The sequence below is a fragment of the Pseudoflavitalea sp. G-6-1-2 genome, assembly GCF_012927185.1.
Classification (GTDB): Bacteria; Bacteroidota; Bacteroidia; order Chitinophagales; family Chitinophagaceae; genus Pseudobacter.
The window spans coordinates 984,618-1,003,395 of record NZ_JABBGB010000001.1; the positions used below are offsets into that span (position 1 = coordinate 984,618).

At 49.6% G+C, this 18,778-nt stretch carries 11 protein-coding genes and 1 riboswitch; of the genes, 9 read left to right on the forward strand and 2 right to left on the reverse strand.

Annotation, left to right across the window (positions count from 1 at the left end):
* The first annotated feature begins 1 nt into the window (after window position 1).
* From HHL16_RS04175 to HHL16_RS04200, 6 genes are all read left to right on the forward strand, one after another.
* Complete coding sequence (locus HHL16_RS04175; protein WP_169423879.1) at window positions 2–7,498, forward strand: hypothetical protein; 7,497 nt, start codon at window positions 2–4, stop codon at window positions 7,496–7,498.
* A 19-nt stretch (window positions 7,499–7,517) separates the two neighbouring features.
* A complete protein-coding gene (locus HHL16_RS04180; RefSeq protein ID WP_169423880.1) occupies window positions 7,518–8,018 on the forward strand; it encodes a hypothetical protein in 501 nt (166 codons plus the stop codon).
* Between the two features lie 61 nt (window positions 8,019–8,079).
* Window positions 8,080–8,174, forward strand: a riboswitch (TPP riboswitch).
* 116 nt (window positions 8,175–8,290) lie between these two features.
* Entirely contained in the window at window positions 8,291–8,989 is a 699-nt protein-coding gene (locus tag HHL16_RS04185; protein ID WP_169423881.1) for a class I SAM-dependent methyltransferase, read from the forward strand.
* Between the two features lie 6 nt (window positions 8,990–8,995).
* Window positions 8,996–10,060, forward strand: coding sequence for an AIR synthase-related protein (locus HHL16_RS04190; protein ID WP_169423882.1), 1,065 nt, complete (start codon window positions 8,996–8,998; stop codon window positions 10,058–10,060).
* On the forward strand, window positions 10,057–10,713 hold the full coding sequence (locus HHL16_RS04195; protein ID WP_169423883.1) for a thiamine phosphate synthase: 657 nt from the start codon (window positions 10,057–10,059) through the stop codon (window positions 10,711–10,713). The genes HHL16_RS04190 and HHL16_RS04195 overlap by 4 nt, the downstream gene beginning before the upstream one ends.
* A complete protein-coding gene (locus HHL16_RS04200; protein ID WP_169423884.1) occupies window positions 10,703–10,987 on the forward strand; it encodes a Trm112 family protein in 285 nt (94 codons plus the stop codon). Before HHL16_RS04195 ends, HHL16_RS04200 begins: the two co-directional genes overlap by 11 nt.
* Window position 10,988: 1 nt before the next feature.
* Here HHL16_RS04200 and HHL16_RS04205 read toward each other — a convergent pair whose 3' ends face one another.
* Window positions 10,989–11,900, reverse strand: coding sequence for a diacylglycerol kinase family protein (locus tag HHL16_RS04205; protein WP_169423885.1), 912 nt, complete (start codon window positions 11,898–11,900; stop codon window positions 10,989–10,991).
* A 68-nt stretch (window positions 11,901–11,968) separates the two neighbouring features.
* Between HHL16_RS04205 and surE the strand changes: the two genes are divergently transcribed.
* A complete protein-coding gene (gene surE, locus HHL16_RS04210) occupies window positions 11,969–12,721 on the forward strand; it encodes a 5'/3'-nucleotidase SurE (RefSeq protein ID WP_169423886.1) in 753 nt (250 codons plus the stop codon).
* A 77-nt stretch (window positions 12,722–12,798) separates the two neighbouring features.
* On the opposite strand, the gene HHL16_RS04215 is transcribed toward surE, so the two are convergent.
* Window positions 12,799–14,382 carry a hypothetical protein gene (locus HHL16_RS04215; protein WP_169423887.1) on the reverse strand — a complete coding sequence of 528 codons (1,584 nt, stop codon included), beginning with the start codon at window positions 14,380–14,382 and terminating at the stop codon, window positions 12,799–12,801.
* 479 nt (window positions 14,383–14,861) lie between these two features.
* Here HHL16_RS04215 and HHL16_RS04220 point away from each other — a divergent pair, with 479 nt between their 5' ends.
* Together HHL16_RS04220 and HHL16_RS04225 are read left to right on the forward strand one after the other, a co-directional pair.
* Window positions 14,862–17,927, forward strand: coding sequence for a DUF2723 domain-containing protein (locus HHL16_RS04220; RefSeq protein WP_169423888.1), 3,066 nt, complete (start codon window positions 14,862–14,864; stop codon window positions 17,925–17,927).
* 159 nt (window positions 17,928–18,086) lie between these two features.
* Window positions 18,087–18,770, forward strand: coding sequence for a peptidylprolyl isomerase (locus HHL16_RS04225; protein ID WP_240965779.1), 684 nt, complete (start codon window positions 18,087–18,089; stop codon window positions 18,768–18,770).
* The last annotated feature ends 8 nt before the right edge of the window (window positions 18,771–18,778 follow it).

The window sequence follows — 18,778 nt, forward strand, 5'->3', positions numbered from 1 at the left end:
TATGAAGAAAACATTCCTGCTTTTCTTTTCCGTGTGGCTATCGGCAAAGACGATTGGGCAGGCGCCAGGCCAGATGAACTACCAGGGCGTTGCCCGGAATGCGTTGGGGATTGCACTCCCTAACCAGAACATTAAGCTGCGTTTGACCATTCGTGAAGGAAGTGCAACCGGAACGGTGGTTTACCAGGAAACGAGGCTCGTAAAAACGAACTACCTCGGTATGTTTTCAACAGCAGTCGGCGGTCCCGGAGCAAGCAACGTAACAGGTGCATTGCTCGATGTGAACTGGGCAGTCGGCGGTGCTAAATTCCTTCAGGTGGAGATGGATCCATCCGGAGGAAATAACCTGCGTGATATGGGAGCGTCTCAGTTGCTGAGTGTTCCATATGCATTGAGCTCAGGTGCATCTATCCCTTCGGGAGCTGCCGGCGGAATGCTTGCAGGAACGTACCCTAATCCATCCGTTGCAAATGGAGTGATCGGAACCATTCATCTTGCAGACAATGCAGTAACCACTGTAAAGCTTGCAAATGGAGTGATCACTACCGATAAAATTGCTGACGGATCAGTTACATTGGCCAAGTTGGCCGTTGGGGCCGGACTTCCTCCGATTGGAGCAGCCGGTGGAGATCTGGGAGGAACTTATCCAAACCCGGTGATCGCTTCCAACGCAGTAACAACAGCGAAGATCGCAGACGGAGCGGTTACCAATCCTAAACTTGCCGACGGTGCAGTAGGTACAAGCAAGCTCGCGAATAATGCAGTAGATAACACAAAAATTGCCGATGGTTCAATAACTACTAATAAAGTTGTTAATAACAGTATCACCACAGCGAAAGTTGCTGATGGTGCTATTACACAAGCCAAACTCGATCCTTCTGTAGTATTGCCGATTGGCGGTACAGCAGGCGGCGATCTTTCCGGCACCTATCCCAACCCCACTATCAAAGCCAATGCAGTAACCAATGGGAAGATTGCTGATGACGCCGTAACAACCACCAAAGTTGCCGACGGAGCCATCACAACAGCCAAGGTTGCAGACGGCGCTATCGGAACAGTGAAGCTTTCCGATGGATCGGTAATAGCAGCCAAACTCGGAGACGGATCGGTACTTACAGTGAAACTCGCAGACAATGCAGTAACCACTGTTAAGATTGCTGATGCCAATGTTACCAGTGCAAAGCTGGCAGCCAATGCAGTTACTACAACAAAAATTGCTGATGGGTCTATAGTTACCGCCAAACTTGCCGATGGATCGGTAACCTCTGCGAAACTCGCACCGGGACTGAGCCTTCCTCCCGGCGGTGCAGCAGCTGGTGATCTTACAGGAACATATCCCAACCCCACTATTGCTGCCAACGCAGTAACATCAGGAAAAATCGCTGATGGAGCTGTAGGTACCGCCAAACTTGCAGATGGATCAGTAACCTCTGCAAAACTCGCACCGGGACTGAGCCTTCCTCCCAGCGGAGCAGCAGCAGGAGATCTTGCCGGAACATATCCAAACCCAACCATTAAAGTAGGAGCCGTAACCACAACAAAAATTGCAGACAATGCAGTGATTGGAGTGAAAGTAGCAGATGGTGCAATCAGCAACACCAAACTTGCAACAGACGCGGTAACTACAGTGAAGATTGCTGACGGATCAGTTACTTCTGCTAAACTCGCAGCCGGAATCAGTATTCCTCCTGGTGGTGCAGCAGCTGGCGATCTGACTGGAACATATCCAAACCCAACCATCGCCGCCAATGCAGTAACTACTGCAAAAGTTGCTGATGGCTCTATCACATCTCCTAAACTCGCAGACGGATCTATAGCTACAGCAAAAATTGCTGATGGCGCAGTAACTTCTGCGAAGCTTGCTCCAGGACTGAGCATTCCTCCTGGTGGCGCAGCAGCTGGTGATCTGACTGGAACATATCCAAACCCAAGCATCGCTGCTAACGCAGTTACCACAGCGAAACTCGCTGATAATTCAGTAACCACTACAAAGGTTGTTGATGGTGCAATTGGTACAACCAAACTTGCAGCCGACGCGGTAACTACTGCTAAGATCGCTGACGGATCTGTAGCCACATCAAAAATTGCAGATGGTGCAGTAACCTCTGCAAAACTCGCTCCGGGGCTGAGCCTTCCTCCCGGTGGTGCAGCAGCAGGAGATCTTGCCGGAACATATCCCAACCCAACAATTAAAGTTGGAGCAGTTACCACAACGAAAATTGCAGACAATGCAGTGATTGGAGTGAAAGTAGCAGATGGTGCAATCAGCAATACCAAACTTGCAACAGACGCGGTAACTACAGTTAAGATTGCCGACGGATCAGTAACTTCTGCAAAACTCGCTGCTGGAATTTCGATTCCTCCTGGTGGCGCAGCAGCTGGCGATCTTACTGGCACATATCCGAACCCAGCCATCGCTGCCAATGCAGTGACCACTGCAAAAGTTGCAGATGGATCTATCACATCTCCTAAACTCGCTGATGGTTCTGTTGCGACGGCAAAAATTGCTGACGGTGCGGTAACTTCTGCGAAGCTCGCTCCGGGATTGAGCATTCCTCCTGGTGGCGCAGCAGCTGGCGATCTGACTGGAACATATCCGAACCCAACCATCGCTGCCAATGCAGTGACAACAGCGAAACTCGCTGATAATTCCGTGACCGGAACAAAAGTGGTAGATGGCGCAATCGGCACAACCAAACTTGCAGCGGACGCGGTAACTACTGCTAAGATTGCCGACGGATCAGTAACTTCTGCAAAACTCGCTGCTGGAATTTCGATTCCTCCCGGCGGTGCAGCGGCTGGCGATCTGAGCGGAACATATCCAAACCCAACCATCGCTGCCAATGCAGTAACTACTGCAAAAGTTGCCGATGGTTCAATCACATCTCCTAAACTCGCTGATGGTTCTGTTGCGACAGCAAAACTTGCCGACGGATCAGTAACTTCTGCGAAACTCGCTCCGGGATTGAGCATTCCTCCCGGTGGCGCAGCAGCTGGTGATCTGAGTGGAACATATCCCAACCCAACCATTGCAGCTAACGCTGTAACCTCCGCGAAACTCGCTGACGGATCAGTGGGCACTACCAAGCTCGCAGCCGACGCGGTAACCACCGCTAAAATTGCTGACGGATCAATTACCTCTGCTAAACTCGCAGCGGGAATCACTATTCCTCCCGGCGGTGCAGCAGCTGGCGATCTGAGTGGAACATATCCCAACCCAACCATCGCTGCCAATGCAGTGACTACTGCAAAGATTGCTGATGGTTCTGTTGCGACAGCAAAACTTGCTGACGGATCAGTTACTTCTGCTAAACTCGCACCGGGTCTGAGCATTCCTCCCGGTGGTGCAGCAGCGGGTGATCTGACTGGAACATATCCAAACCCGGCTATCGCTGCCAATGCAGTAACTACTGCAAAAGTTGCCGATGGTTCTATCACATCTCCTAAACTTGCTGATGGTTCTGTTGCGACAGCAAAACTTGCTGACGGATCAGTAACATCTGCAAAACTCGCTCCGGGATTGAGCCTTCCTCCCGGTGGCGCAGCATCTGGTGATCTTACTGGAACATATCCAAATCCAAACATTGCAGCTAACGCAGTTACCACAGCGAAACTCGCTGATAATTCCGTGACCGGAACAAAAGTGGTAGATGGCGCAATCGGCACAACCAAACTTGCATCGGACGCGGTAACTACTGCTAAGATTGCCGACGGATCAGTAACTTCTGCGAAACTCGCTGCCGGAATTTCGATTCCTCCCGGCGGTGCAGCAGCTGGCGATCTGAGCGGAACATATCCAAACCCAACCATTGCTGCAAATGCAGTAACTACTGCAAAAGTTGCTGATGGTTCTATCACATCTCCTAAACTTGCTGATGGATCAGTAACTTCTGCGAAGCTTGCTCCGGGATTGAGCATTCCTCCCGGTGGTGCAGCAGCTGGTGATCTGAGTGGAACATATCCGAACCCAACCATCGCTGCTAACGCTGTTACCTCAGCGAAGCTCGCCGATGGTTCTGTTGGAACTACTAAGCTTGCTGCTGACGCCGTAACTACAGCTAAGATTGCTGACGGATCAGTAGCCACAACAAAAATTGCTGATGGCGCAGTAACAGCTGCAAAGCTTGCTCCGGGTCTGAGTATTCCTCCTGGTGGTGCAGCAGCTGGCGACCTGAGTGGAACATATCCCAACCCAACCATTGCTGCCAATGCTGTGACTACAGCAAAGATTGCTGATGGTTCTGTTGCGACAGCAAAACTTGCCGACGGATCAGTAACTTCTGCTAAACTGGCTCCGGGACTGAGCATTCCTCCTGGCGGTGCCGCAGCTGGCGATCTGTCTGGAACATATCCGAACCCAACCATTGCTGCTAACGCTGTTACCTCAGCGAAAATCGCTGACGGATCAGTGGGCACTACCAAGCTCGCAGCCGACGCGGTAACTACAGCCAAGATTGCTGACGGATCAATTACCTCTGCAAAACTCGCTGCCGGAATATCGATTCCTCCTGGCGGTGCAGCAGCTGGCGATCTGACTGGAACATATCCAAATCCAAACATTGCTGCTAACGCAGTTACTACAGCGAAACTCGCTGATAACTCAGTAACCACTACAAAGGTTGTTGATGGTGCAATTGGTACAACCAAACTTGCAAACGACGCAGTTACTTCGGCTAAGATTGCCGATGGTTCTGTTGCGACAGCAAAACTTGCTGATGGATCAGTAACTTCTGCGAAGCTCGCTCCGGGACTGAGCATTCCTCCTGGTGGTGCAGCAGCTGGCGATCTGAGCGGAACATATCCGAACCCAACCATCGCTGGCAGCGCAGTAACAACTGCTAAACTTGCCAATGATGCGGTAACCACAGCTAAGATTGCCGATGGATCAATTACGGCTGCGAAACTCGCTGCCGGAATTTCGATTCCTCCTGGCGGTGCAGCAGCTGGCGATCTGAGCGGAACATATCCAAACCCAACCATCGCTGCAAATGCGGTAACTACTGCAAAGGTTGCTGATGGTTCTATCACATCTCCTAAACTTGCTGATGGCGCAGTAACTTCTGCGAAACTCGCTCCGGGTTTGAGTATTCCTCCCGGCGGTGCTGCAGCTGGCGATCTGAGTGGAACATATCCGAACCCAACCATTGCAGCTAACGCTGTTACCTCAGCGAAAATCGCCGATGGCTCTGTTGGAACCACTAAACTTGCTGCTGATGCGGTGACTACAGCAAAGATTGCTGATGGTTCTGTTGCGACAGCAAAACTTGCTGACGGATCAGTAACTTCTGCGAAGCTCGCTCCGGGACTGAGTATTCCTCCCGGCGGTGCTGCAGCTGGCGATCTGAGCGGAACATATCCGAACCCAACCATCGCAGCGAACGCTGTAACCTCCGCAAAACTCGCCGATGGTTCTGTTGGAACAACTAAGATTGCAGCCGACGCGGTAACCACCGCTAAGATTGCCGACGGATCAATTACCTCTGCGAAACTCGCTGCCGGAATCACCATTCCTCCTGGCGGTACTGCAACCGGTGATCTGTCCGGAACATATCCCAACCCAACCATCGCTGGCAACGCAGTAACAACTGCTAAACTTGCCAATGATGCGGTAACTACAGCAAAAATTGCCGACGGATCAATTACGGCTGCAAAACTCGCTGCCGGAATCACCATTCCTCCCGGCGGTGCTGCAGCTGGCGATCTGTCCGGAACATATCCGAACCCAGCTATCGCAGCTAACGCAGTAACCTCTGCGAAACTCGCTGACGGCTCTGTTGGAACCACTAAACTTGCTGCTGACGCGGTAACCACCGCTAAAATTGCCGACGGATCAATCACGGCTGCGAAACTCGCTGCCGGAATCACTATTCCTCCTGGCGGTGCAGCAGCTGGCGATCTCTCCGGAACATATCCAAACCCGGCCATCGCAGCTAACGCAGTAACCTCCGCGAAAATCGCCGACGGTTCTGTTGTTACCACTAAGCTTGCTGCCGATGCCGTTACTTCAGCTAAACTCGCAGCAAATGCTGTTAGCACTGATAAAATTGTTGATGCTTCTGTAACCACAGTAAAAATTGCAGATGGCGCCATCACTGCCGATAAGCTCGCTTCCGGATTGAGCATTCCTCCCGGCGGTGTTGCTACCGGTGATCTCGATGGAAACTATCCTGCTCCTTCTGTTGCAAAACTGAAAGGCGTATCACTCAGCGCTACTGCTCCTGCAGCAGGTGAAGTGCTTACATTCGATGGAACCAGCTGGGCTCCTGCTCCTTCACCAGGGTTTACATTACCATATGTAAGAACTGTTGATGTAGAGCTTACTCCGGCGCTTTCAATCACCAATACCAATATTGGCAATACTATTCAGGGCATCAACACTTCCCTTGCTCCCGGCGTTGCAGCTATCGTCGGAGTACTCGAGGCAGATGGTCCCGGTGCAGAGTCTGCGGCTTTGAAAGGCGTTACCAAAACAAGTACTGAAGATGGCTATGGCATTTTGGGAGTGCATGAAGGACAAGGTACTTTTGGTGCAGCTATTGCCGCCAAAGCACTGAATAATGGTAGGGCAATGTGGGCTGTAGCCAACGAAGGATGGGGTATCCATGCTCAATCCAATAACAACTATGCAGGTTATTTTGAAGTAAAAAACAGTACTTCCAATGCTGATGTAGTGGTGGCGCTTACTCAAGGTTCAGGTGCTGCTGTCTCTGCTGCCAGCGCACACGGTATTGGTGTAATTGCTCTTGCCGCCGATCCTAATGCTCAGGCTGTTTTTGCCATCAACTATGCCGGTGGTGAAGCTATCTCAGCTCAAACAACCAGCGCCGTTTCTGCAGGTATATTAGGTGTCAACTACGATGTATATGCAGGTGTAAAAGGCGTAAACAAAACTCAGTTTGGTGTTGGCGTTCTCGCGCAGGCAAATGACGAAGGCGCTACTGATGGTACTGCCCTTCAGGCTGAACTGGTTGACGGTTCAAGTGGTAATCTCGCCATCTTCAAAGCTGGTACAACTACTGTAGGAAGAATTGATCATACCGGTCAGGCTTTCTTCAACGGTGGAGTTCAGACTTCAGGTGCCGACGTTGCCGAAATGTTTGATGTGGAAGGTGCACACGCCTCTTATGAAGCAGGCGATGTACTCGAAATTTCAGGCAGCTCCGACAGAATGGTTACCAAATCTTCCACTCCATACTCTACCCTGGTTGCTGGTGTATATGCTACCAAACCAGGTCTGATGCTGGCTGAAAAGAACCAGATTTCAGGTGAAACAAAAACTATGGTTCCCATGGGTGTGATCGGTGTGATCCCAACCAAGGTTTGCCTCGAAGGTGGCGCTATCAAACGTGGTGATCTGCTGGTTACTTCATCAATCCCGGGTGTTGCCATGAAGGCCGACCTCAACAAAGTGAAAGTTGGTCAGGTTCTCGGAAAAGCACTGCAGGATTATAATGCTGCCGGAACAGGTAAGATCAATGTGCTGGTAAGCGTTAAGTAATCACCTTAATGAAAGCAAAATGAGAAGCTCATATATTCTAGGATTTCTGCTGATTCTCTGCACTTCCATTACCAATATGGCAGTGGCTCAGGAGACCATGGGCGATGCCATGAAACGCAGAACTTTTATGCAGGAAGTGAAAACTGCCATCGCAAAAAAACAGACTCCTGCTTTTGCAAGGCACAACAATTCGAAAGCCTCTTTTCGCAGAGGGGCCACGCAATCAAGTCAGCAAAAAGCCGCGATACTGCAACAGAGACTGGCTGAACAGAACAATAATTCCACACGGGGTTCTCTTCCTTCAAACAGTACTGTTGCAAAACAAAACGGCTCTTTCAGATCTCCCGCTGCAATGCAGGTTCAACCAATGCAGACAAGAGCAATAAAAACGGTTTCTTCCGAAGAAGAAAGAGACCGGCTTCAGCAAGTTGCTATTCAACGCGAAAATGCAAAACCTGATCGCAGCAAAAAACTGAAAGAACAAATGGAAGAAAGGTTCAGACAACAAAAACAGCAATGAATCTGAGGGCATTGAAATTTTTGCCCCAATTCCGCAAAACAGTGATACATTTGGTTATATAATTATTGCATCGGGGTGCTAATTCACTTTAGCTGAGATGATACCCGGGAACCTGATCTGGTTAAAACCAGCGGAGGGAATGCAAGGTGATAACTGATATAACATTTGTATTCAGCATAAGCCACATTTCTTCGAACAGGAAATGTGGCTTTTTTTATGCCCATTCCGGTTCGATCCCATCCATTCCCCGTGCAGTATAAAACCAATTGTATATGGAACTGCAACAACTTACCCAGGGGATCAGAACCTGGCAGCAACGCCCCGAATGGTTCTTCAACAGAGAACATACAGACAGCTACGAACAATGGTACGAAGGCCGTTACAAAAGGGCCGAAGTATGGCAGAAAAAAACCATTGGCGGCCTTCTTAAAAAAGATACGCGCATCAAAACCCTGCTCGAATTCGGATGCGGCACTACCCGCTTCACGCGCTGGTGGCACCAGATCGGCATTCACGCAACCGGAGCAGACCTCTCGCCTTTCATGCTGGGACAAGGCAGGCATCTCTTCGACGGAAACCTCGCCCTCGCCGATGCGCACTACATGCCTTTCAAAGACAAAACTTTCGATGCTCTCGCATTCATCACCACCTTTGAATATTATCGCGATCCCATTCAGGTGATCCGCGAAGCAAGAAGAGTGGCTAAGCACGGCATCGTATTCGGAATGATGAACCGCAACTCCCCCAAATTTATCCGCAGGCGCGTACAACAGGCTTTCGGAAAAAATCCATTCTATGTTACGGCCAATTTCTATACGCCTTCGAGCCTCATCAGCATCATCAACAAAGCGCTCGAAGGAGAGAATTATTCCATCGAATGGACCTGCACCGGACTTCCAAAATGGTTTCCTGTGCAGCAATGGGGCGCTCCTTATGGCGATTTCTTCGCACTGTTTGTTCAATTCAAATAATGCTCTATGTCGAATTTTGCAGATAGTGGAAAGCTGCACATGGATCTCTTCAATCAATTGATCTATCCATATGCAGGTGCAGACAACAAGCAGCTGCTGGCTGGTCCTGAATATGGGGTGGATGTATCGCTGATCTCACTTCCCGGAGGACTGTCGATGGCTCTCACCAGCGACCCTCTCTCCTGGATACCCTCACTCGGATTGCAGGAGTCAGCATGGCTTTCGGTACATCTGATGGCAAACGATATGGCCACTACATCGCAGGCGCCGCAGTTTGTTCAGCTGGTGCTCAATCTTCCGGAAACCTGCACTGCCGCTGATTTTGAGCAGTACTGGATGCATATCCACCGATATTGCAAAGCAATCGGCGTTGCCATTTCGGGTGGACATACCGGCAAAGCCGCCGGACTCAATTCCACTATCGCCGGAGGCGGCACTATGGTGTGTACCGGTCCTTCGGAAAATTTCCTGCTCAGCAAATACGCCGAACCCGGAGACCTGATAATCGTTACCAAAGAAGCGGCGCAGATCGCCGCATCGGTGCTTGCGCTCAGCTTTCCTGAAACCGTAAAAAAACACTGTGGGCAGGATGTTTGGCAGACCGCCTCGGAACTGTTCTGGCAAACCAGCTCCTTACGGGAAGGCTTATGCGCTGCATCGCTGAATAAACATTCACTGCCAGTCGTCACTGCCATGCACGATGTTACCGAAGGGGGTATACTCGGAGCCATTTACGAAATGGCCAGCGCTGCCGGATGCGGAGCCTATATTCAACAGGCCGCACTGCCTGTTGGAGAAGCGCAAAAGCTCGTCTGCAGTTTCTTTGAAATCGATCCGCTATGCTGCGTCGGCGCCGGCTCCATGATCATGGCCGTTAAACCGCAGAGCGAAGCCCTTGTTCTCAGCGAACTGCAGCAGCTTGGCATCAAGGCCACTACCGTAGGGCGATTCACGGGCAGAGGCGAAAGCATCCTGCTCGAATCGGAAAATGAATTGCAGCAACTCAATCGTCCCGGCCCCGACCCATACTGGAATGCATTCTTTCAATCATTTAAAAATGGATGGAAATGAGTACCACCAAAAAAGAAATCAAGGGAGGCGTTTATCTCGTGGTAGATCCGTCAGCGCTCAACGCCGCTGCTTTGGATAAGATCCGTGCAGCGCTCGATAGCGGACTCGCCGCCATTCAGGTGTGGAATAACTGGAAGGAGATCACTGCAAAAGCAGAACTGATTCAGCAGATCACTCAACTCACTGCCGGCTACAACACACCAGTACTGGTGAATGAGAATTACTCACTGCTTACCGAAACCGATGCCGATGGTGTTCACTTCGACCGGCCTACTGAGAACCTGGCACTGATCCGCGCAGCCATCGACAGAGACTTCATCAGCGGAGTAACCTGTGGCAATGATCTGAACACGGTTCAGTATGCCATCGATTATCAGATGGATTACATTTCTTTCTGCTCCGTTTTCCCATCATCATCCGCCAACAGCTGCGAGTGGGTACAACCCGCTACCATCGCGGCTGCCCGCGCCATCACCAATATGCCGGTCTTCGCCGCAGGCGGCATCACCGCCAGCAATCTTCCCGACATATTGCATACGGGTCTCGATGGCATCGCCGTGATCAACAGCATCATGAAAGCCGACGACCCCGCAAAAGTAACCGCACAATTCAATCAGATACTTCAACAAAAAGAACATAAAAATGCACCCTGATTTTCTGCAGCAACTCTGTTGCCCATTCGATAAAAAAGACCTTAGTCTGAAAATATTCGCAACAGATACTAACCACCATATCGTAGAAGGATTGCTCACCTGCGAGCACTGCAAACGTTACTATCCCATCATTCACGGAGTACCCATTATGAGTCCTGATGAATACAGGGAATGGAGCCTCGAAGCTCCTGTTGTAAAAAAATGGGAAGCAAAACTCGAAGGAAAGAAACTCGATCTCTTCAGACTCGAAGATGCTCCGGCTCAGGCCAACTGATTCAGATAACAGAAGCTTTTGCCGGCAGCAGAAACTGCAGCATTTCCGGCACTAATTCAATAGATGCCGTCACCGGTGGTTTCTGCAATTTTTCCAATGCGGAATCCAGATGCCATTGCGCACCCGCCCATTCAAGATGTATTCGCCTGCAGGATACAGAATGAAAGGGCGGGTGTGCATCTTCTCTATTCAATCTGTGCTGCAGATATTCCAGCAATTTGTTTCGCTCATCTTCCCTGATCCACACTGCATCGAAATGCCCGTCTCCGGGATCTGCCTGCGGTGCAAGTACCAGATTGGGGCCGATGGTGCGTGTGTTCATGATTTCGAGCAGGAGATAATCTCCCGAATGATCTTCACCATCGAGTTCGAGTTTGCAGTACCGGCTTTTGGCAGTAGTTACAATGCTGTGAAGTGTCTGCAAAGCTGTTTGTAACGATTCGTCTGCGGATTGTTGTTTATCATCCAGCTTTTTCATTTCGATCAGCAGTTTAGGAAATAGTCCGAAGCCGGCGCCTTCGAGAAATATCGAATCCTGCTCTTTGTGATGAAAGAGACCAACATCGAATTTTTTGATCAGGCCGGGTTGCCAGGCTGCTACAATTTCTTCCGGGTCTCCCGTAATGCCAAGTGCGGATGCGATATTATTGGCCGTTCCGGCAGGCAGCAATGCCAGTGGTATTTTCTGATGAAGTTTCTGATGGATCAATGCATCAATCACTTTACCCACGGTGCCGTCTCCTCCCACCACCACAATGAGGTCGGCATCGGCATCGAGCTTTTCCCATCCATCCTTTTTTGTTGAAAAATATCTACAGTCGTACCCTTGCGATTGCATCAACTGAAGCAGACCCTGCTTGCTGTGCTCCTGATCTCCTGCACCGGGATTATGAATTATCAAAGCTGTTTGCATAGCATCATACCCTTAATAAAAGCGTACCAGCATCAGCTTGCTGGCACGATAATGATGTTGATGCTGGTATGAGAATACTCGTAACAAATGATGATGGCATTTACAGTCCGGGTATAGCTTCGCTGGCAAAGATCGCTTCGCGGTTTGGCGAAGTGCTGGTGGTGGCGCCGGATGTGGAACAGTCTTCGATGGGGCATGCCATCACTGCATCGCGACCGCTCTTCTACAAAAAATCACCCATCACTTTTGAAGGCATGGAAGCGTATCGCGTAAACGGAACACCCGCCGACTGCGTAGCGCTCGGAACGCATATGTGGACGGATATCGAAGTGGTGCTCTCGGGCATCAACATGGGCCTGAATCTCGGTAATTCCATGTGGCATTCCGGCACCCTCGCTGCTGCCAAACAGGCCGCCCTGCTTGGATTGCGGGGCATTGCGCTGAGCACACCGGCCGGAAAAACCGAACCCGATTTCGAATCCCTCGAACCTTATGTAGAACGAACACTCAGCAAACTGCTCGAACTGAAAGACTCGCTATTGCTGAACGTAAACTTCCCCCGTCTTCCCCGCGGCATCAAATTCACGCGGCAGTCTGTACGTTTCTACGACGGCAAAATTGTTCCCGGCATAGACCCTATGGGCCGGAAGCATTACTGGTTCACCGTTATTCCACTGGAACCTGCAGAGGAAGGAACCGACAGATGGGCGGTGGAAAACGAATACGTTTCCATCACTCCGCTCCGGTTAGACCTCACCGATGAAGCTCAGTTGGAAATGCTGGCCGGCAGCAAAATGTTTGGAGAGAAAACAACCGGCTGATAACATACCTGCATGGCAGCAAAATAAAAAGCCAGCGACGAAACGCTGGCTTAGTAAAAGTTGTTTACAGGTGCCGGTTATTTTGCCGCGGCTTCTGCTCTTTCTTTGATCCTCCTCTTGCTTTCGAGATACTTCTTGTGAATGATGTCTCCCATCGGCACTTCGTACACTTTGCTTTCTACCCAGCTGATTACATCGAGATAAGCGAAGGCGCGTGTTTCGAAGCGGTTCTTTTCGAGGTGTTTGATCTTGTGCAGAAACTTTTCAAACTCTGGTTTGAGTTTGCGCGGCGAAATATCGAATGAGTTGCGCAGAAACCTGAACATCTCTTCTTCCACCACCGTAAGATTTTTCATTTTCGCCATAAAGCGGTACACCGATTTGCTCAGCGATTCCATGATCTCGAAATTACCGAGTTCATAGTGCGCCATCAGGTGCAGCAGGCGGGCATAGCATTGCAGATCTATTCGCAGATCAGGAACCGTTACATTCATGATCTTCTGCAGATAATCGATAGAGGTACTGTAGTCGCCTGCACCGAAATACAGTGTAGCGAATTTATAGTTGAACACCAGAATGCGGTGTGTGTCTACATAAAGTGAATACTTGTCGAGGTCGCGCTCCATCTCGGCTACCAGCTTCAGTCCTTCTTTGAATGTCCCCTGCATCAGATGCTGGTTCAATCTCGCTGCGCTGATATAAACGAAGGTGTGTACCCTGAAATTGTCGTGCGTGTTGGCGATATCGGTTTTCGCATACTCCTGGTATTTGCGGAGGGTGCGATCGAACTGATCGAAATTGCGCAGATCGAAATGTGCGTTGAGCAGGTTGTGCATGCCTTTCACATAGTGGCCGGGTTCAACTCCGATCATGAGCGGCTGCTCTTCGAACAATGCAATCCATTTTTTGCTGTTGCGGTAGTACATCAGCCAATCCTGACGGATGAACGCATACCAGCAATAGCTTTGATAGAGATACAGTCTTTCGTACCAGTCGGTCACCGAATGTGCATTGGGAGGTAGGTTCTGCTTGAAGTAGGTCTTGATATCTTTCTCATCCTCTTCATTGCGCGCGTGCCCGTTGCGGATGAACCAGCGATACATCAGCAGTGCGAGATTGCTCAGCTTCACTACACTGTCTATATGCTGGCTGATCTCCAGCGCTTCCGCTGCAAGCAGTTCTGTTTTTTCTCCGGAGCTGCGGGTGATATGAAGTGTCTCGATCTTCTTCTCCAGCGAAATCACCTGCGCCAGATAATTGAATTTGTGATTCGCCTTCGCGAACTCCTTGGCTTTCTCCAGAATCTTCAGTGCCTGTATCTTGAGGCCTTTGTTGTAGAGCACACGGGCATAGTCGAGCTGCTCACTCAACTGAAGATCGATATTTTCGGCAGTCTTCAGCAGGCGCAATCCTGCTAACAACTGTTTGTAAAGATGCGTTTTGAGATTGGCGAGCTGTGGTTTGGTGATGGGGCTCAATTTCTTCAGCAGTACCTTCTCATCGTACTCCGGAAGTTTATCCATAGCATCGAACAGCTGGATGATCTTCAGATCTTCCTTAGCAGAACTTCGGGTGATATAGAGTTTAAAATGCCTTTTTTCCGACTTCTCCAGGCTCTGAACTAACTGAAATAAAGCATCTGTAAATGGGTTGGCCCTCATATGGAAATTCTCCTGAAATGCACTACCAGCAAGGGTTTTGCATTTTTTTTACCAGTTTTGACATGATAAAATCTTCAATAAGTTGTTTTGCTCACAGAAAGTATGGGTCTTATTTTTACATCGGATTTGAAGCTCATATAAACAAGCAATCGTTGAGCAGGCAATAGCTAGAGGCAAATGGACAAGCAGTGTGTAGAGGCCGGAATTCAAATCCATACAAAATAGACTTTGAAGACTTTTCATATGGCAAGCAATCGTTAGAGGTCATCTGTTTCTACAGAAGACCCTTTTTTTTTATAAGAACGCCTGCAATATAACACAAAAATTATCCTCCCTCAACCCGGCAGGTGAATTTCTCGAAGGATTTGTTAAAGTGTCTTCATTCCTTTCCTGATTTATGCCACAGGTATTCCTTTCCCCACACGGATTTCCGAAATTAGACGGTCAGCCCATCTTTATTTATCCAAAGCCTTCATGCTATGAGCTTCAACAAACTGAACAATCTGGCAGGGTGGATCGTGTGCCTGACCGCCTGTATTGTTTACTTTCTTACGCTTGAGCCAACAACCAGCTTCTGGGATTGTGGCGAATTCATTTCCAGCGCCAATAAATTACAGATCCCGCATCCGCCAGGCTCCCCGCTTTTTATTCTGATGGGCCGGTTCTTTGTGATCCTGTTCGGCGATAATCCGCATACGGCCGCCATTGCTGTGAACAGCATGAGCGCACTCGCCAGCGGCTTCACCATTCTGTTTCTGTTCTGGACCATCACCCATCTTGCCAAAAAGCTGATGCAGCCTGCATCGCAGCCATTAACTGGTCAGCAGGTGTTTGCTGTAATAAGTGCAGGTGTGATCGGGTCGCTTGCGTATGCATTCTCCGATTCGTTCTGGTTCAGTGCGGTGGAAGGTGAAGTGTATGCGTTAAGCTCTTTGCTGACTGCACTCGTTTTCTGGGCCATCTTCAAATGGGAGGCAAGAGCCGATCAGCCCGGTGCCGATCGCTGGCTGGTGTTCATCTTTTTTATGATGGGCCTCTCGATTGGCGTGCACCTGCTGAACCTGCTCACTATCCCCGCCATTCTGATGATCTGGTATTTCAAAAGATACAAGCCATCCACCAAAGGAGCTGTGGTTGCATTGATCGCCGGATGTGCCATCACTGTCTTCATCATGAAATTCGTAGTGCAGAGCACCGTACGCGCCGCCGGTAAATTCGATGTGTTCTTCACCAATGAAATGGGACTGCCTTATTTTACCGGCTTTGCCTTTTTCTTTCTGTTGCTGGCGGCAGCGCTGATAATAGGCATCCGGATCACATCCCGAAAGAATTGGTATCGGGCCAAACTTGCACTCTGGTGTGCAGTGTTTGTGCTGCTCGGATATTCTACTTACACTACCACATTGGTCCGCTCCAATGCCAACCCAGCTGTGGATATGTTCAATGTAGATAACCCCATTAGTCTTGCTTCTTATCTGGGCCGCGAATCTTACAACGACTGGCCGCTGCTCTACGGCCCTGATTTCACAGAGCGGGCTCCCTACAAAGTAACAGGGCCGCTGATGGTGCGCAGCAACGGGAAATATGTTGAAGCAGGAACCAACATAACGCAAGACTGGGCCAATACACCCGGTGCGCATCTCTTCCCGCGCGTGTGGGACAATAACAATGAACGCGGACAAGCCGAATGCTATCGCAGATTTACCGGACTCGAAGAAGGAGAGCAACCCACATTCAAAGACAATATCAATTACTTCACCCGCTACCAGGCGGGCTGGATGTACATGCGTTACTTCATGTGGAACTTCGCCGGAAAGCAAAACGATCTGCAAGGCCTCGGCAATCCACGCGACAGTAACTTCATCAGCGGATTTTCGTTCGTAGACAATACTCTTTACGGCAATCAGGAAAAAATGCCCGACTCCATCCGTGCTGAAAACAAAGCACATAACCAGCTCTTCATGTTGCCGCTGGCATTGGGCATTGCCGGATTGTTCTTTCACTTCAAAAGAAACAAACAGCACTGGATCGCCAATATGCTGCTATTTCTCATAACAGGATTGGGAGTGGTTGTATTCCTCAATCAGAGCGGGTTTCAGCCGCGTGAGCGCGACTATGCATTTGTTGGTTCTTTCTACGCCTTCGCTATATGGATCGGCCTCGGAGTGCTTGCACTCATCGATCTCGCAAATCGTTACATCAGAAAACCGGCAGCAACCTGGGCCGCAGCAACGCTTTGCTTCTTCGCGGTTCCCGTTCTGATGGCACAGCAGGAATGGGACGATCACGATCGCAGCGGCAAAACACTCGCGCGTGATCTCGCCAGAAATTATCTCGAAAGCTGTCCACCCAACGCCATACTCATCACCGCCGAAGACAACGACACTTATCCTATCTGGTATCTGCAGGAAGTAGAAGGTGTTCGGCGCGATGTGCGCGTAGTGATCTCCACCATGATCGGTTCCGACTGGTGCATCGATCAGCTCCGCTACAAACTGAACAACAGCGCTCCCGTCGATGTGATCTTCACCAAAGAACAACTTCAGGGAAATATCAGAAACGTAGTGTACTTCAATAAAATGGCAGGATACGATCCTCAGAAATATTATGACCTCTATGATTCGTTCAAAAACATTGCAGCCAGTGATGATCCGAAATTCACAGCGCAATCTGAAGATGGAGAAACCCTGCACACACTGCCCATGCAGAAATTCAGTCTGTCGGTAGATGCGCAGAAAGCCATCGCCAGCGGCGCTGCACAGCCGGGAGAAAAACTGAGGACATCGTTGCTGCTCGATCTCTCCAATAAAAGCTATCTCTTAAAAAATGATCTCGCTCCGCTCGCACTGATCGCCGCCAACAAATGGGAACGTCCTGTCTGTTTCACTAATCAGCAAACGGCAGCAGAGCTCGGCATCGGCCAATACGTGCGCCTCACAGGACTTTGCTGGCAACTCACACCTGTAGAGAACAGCCAGACTGACAACAAAAATGCCTACGCCAACATGATGAAACATTTCGCATATGGCAATACCAATCGCAAAGGCATCTATCTCGATGAAGACAACAGAAGACGACTGAACATTGTAAAGAACGCACACGTGCAGCTCGCGATGAGTCTCATCAACGAAGGTAATATTGCAGCGGCCCGCGAAGTGCTCCATCGTTTCGACAACAATGTAAGCGAGGCTAATTTCCCATATGGATTTACCAGCAGATCCAACCAGCACAACGTAGTCTCGCTGCAGTTTCTGCAAGCAGCCTATCTGGCCGGAGATGTGGCGCTCGCTGCAAAAATAAATGCATCGCTGAAACGCGATCTTCGTCAACAGCTTGATTATTACCGAAGCCTCGGAGACGATCTGAAAAACGATGAAGAGCTCGCGAAAAATTCGTATCTTTTATTAGAAGGCAAACCGGGCGAACTCAGCAATCGCCAGATGAATTTTGCCGAAGATATTCTCACAAGTTTTCAATTGCTGCACCAGCTGAATCAATGGGAGCAGTCGCCACCGAAAACAGCAAATGTTAAAGGTGTATCATGAGAAAACTACAACGGACAATGATCCGTTAATAAAACAGTCTCTCGTTATTTTTATAGGATAAGAGGGCCGCCGCCAGTTTCCTGGGGCGGCTTTTTGTTTTGATCAACTTCACCAACAATTCATGTGAGTGGTTTAAATTTGTTGTCTCAACATTCAAGCATGGAAAACCGCAGCCACGGAAAGATATCATTGGAAGGAAATTCATCTGACAAAAATCAATTCACTGCTAAAAAAGCCTCCTGGCGAAACCAGTTACAAAAGATAACCGCAGGATTGAGCTTTCTTCTGTTGATTGCAATGGCGGGTTGTTCATCAGGTCCGAAAACAAAAAATCCCTGCGTGGAGATCAGCACAAGTAAAGGAGACATCATTGTAGAGTTGTATGCCGATAAAGCACCCAAAACAGTCGCAGCATTTTTATCTTACGTTGAAAAAGGACTGTATAAAGATGCCAGCTTCTATCGCGTACTCAATCAGGATAACCAACCCTCCGACGCAGCCAAAGCGCAGGTAATTCAGGGAGGGCTTTACCGGAGCGCCAAAAGACCCGAACTGCCCGGCATCCCTCACGAAACCACACAGGCAACCGGCATCCTTCATCTCGATGGAGTAATTTCTCTGGCACGCACCACACCGGGAACCGCCACCACAGAGTTCTTCATCTGCATCGGCAATCAGTCGGGATTCGATTACGGCGGAACCAACAATCCAGACGGACAAGGTTATGCGGCCTTCGGCCGTGTGATAAAAGGACTCGGCACCGTGCGCAAAATCTACAATATGCCTGAGACAGATCAGTACTTCGATCCGCCCGTTCCTATCTACAACATTGAAAAGTTGTAAGCACATTT

Coding starts and splice junctions, on each gene's coding strand:
- HHL16_RS04175 (WP_169423879.1), top strand. CDS start 2: ATGAAGAAAACATTCCTGCTTTTCTTTTCCGTGTGGCTATCGGCAAAG.
- HHL16_RS04180 (WP_169423880.1), top strand. CDS start 7,518: ATGAGAAGCTCATATATTCTAGGATTTCTGCTGATTCTCTGCACTTCC.
- HHL16_RS04185 (WP_169423881.1), top strand. CDS start 8,291: ATGGAACTGCAACAACTTACCCAGGGGATCAGAACCTGGCAGCAACGC.
- HHL16_RS04190 (WP_169423882.1), top strand. CDS start 8,996: ATGTCGAATTTTGCAGATAGTGGAAAGCTGCACATGGATCTCTTCAAT.
- HHL16_RS04195 (WP_169423883.1), top strand. CDS start 10,057: ATGAGTACCACCAAAAAAGAAATCAAGGGAGGCGTTTATCTCGTGGTA.
- HHL16_RS04200 (WP_169423884.1), top strand. CDS start 10,703: ATGCACCCTGATTTTCTGCAGCAACTCTGTTGCCCATTCGATAAAAAA.
- HHL16_RS04205 (WP_169423885.1), bottom strand. CDS start 11,900: ATGCAAACAGCTTTGATAATTCATAATCCCGGTGCAGGAGATCAGGAG.
- surE (WP_169423886.1), top strand. CDS start 11,969: ATGAGAATACTCGTAACAAATGATGATGGCATTTACAGTCCGGGTATA.
- HHL16_RS04215 (WP_169423887.1), bottom strand. CDS start 14,382: ATGAGGGCCAACCCATTTACAGATGCTTTATTTCAGTTAGTTCAGAGC.
- HHL16_RS04220 (WP_169423888.1), top strand. CDS start 14,862: ATGAGCTTCAACAAACTGAACAATCTGGCAGGGTGGATCGTGTGCCTG.
- HHL16_RS04225 (WP_240965779.1), top strand. CDS start 18,087: ATGGAAAACCGCAGCCACGGAAAGATATCATTGGAAGGAAATTCATCT.